At 68.7% G+C, this 584-nt stretch carries 1 protein-coding gene; it reads right to left on the bottom strand.

All coding sequences use genetic code 11. From position 1 onward, the window contains the following. On the bottom strand, positions 1–584 hold a 584-nt coding region (locus tag FUT87_RS11735), incomplete at both ends, for an AMP-binding protein (RefSeq protein ID WP_147241127.1).

The following is a 584-nucleotide window of genomic DNA, read 5'->3' as shown; positions in this document are numbered from 1 at the left end:
CGCCACGACCACGGCCTCGCGCACGCCGGGCTGCGCGAGCAGCTGCGCTTCGATCTCGCCCAGCTCGATCCGGAAGCCGCGGATCTTGACCTGGTGATCGATGCGGCCGAGGTAGTCGAGCTGCCCTTCGGCGTTCCATCGCACGAGGTCTCCGGTGCGATAGAGCCGGCTGCCGTCGACAGCCATCGGATTGGCGATGAAGCGCTCGGACGTGAGCCCGGCGCGGTCGTGATAACCGCGCGCAAGGCCAATGCCTCCCAGGTACAGCTCGCCCGGCACGCCGGGAGGCACCGCGTTGAGGTCGCCATCGAGCACCCAAGTCGAGATGCCAGTGATCGGCGCGCCGATCGGCACTTGGCTGCGACCGTCGTCCCGGCAGGTCCAGTGCGTGACGTCTATGGCCGCTTCGGTCGGACCGTACAGGTTGTAGAGCTCCGCCTTCGGAAGGCGTCGGAACACGGCGGCTTGTGCCTCGGCCGGCAACGCCTCGCCGCTGCACACGACGCGGCGCAGCGAAGTGCAGGCCTCCACGCCGTCGTGCGCCAAGAAGGCCTGCAGCATCGAGGGCACGAAGTGGATCGTGG

It is taken from the genome of Mitsuaria sp. TWR114 (assembly GCF_007997345.1).
This window is presented reverse-complemented; position numbering and strand designations above follow the sequence as displayed.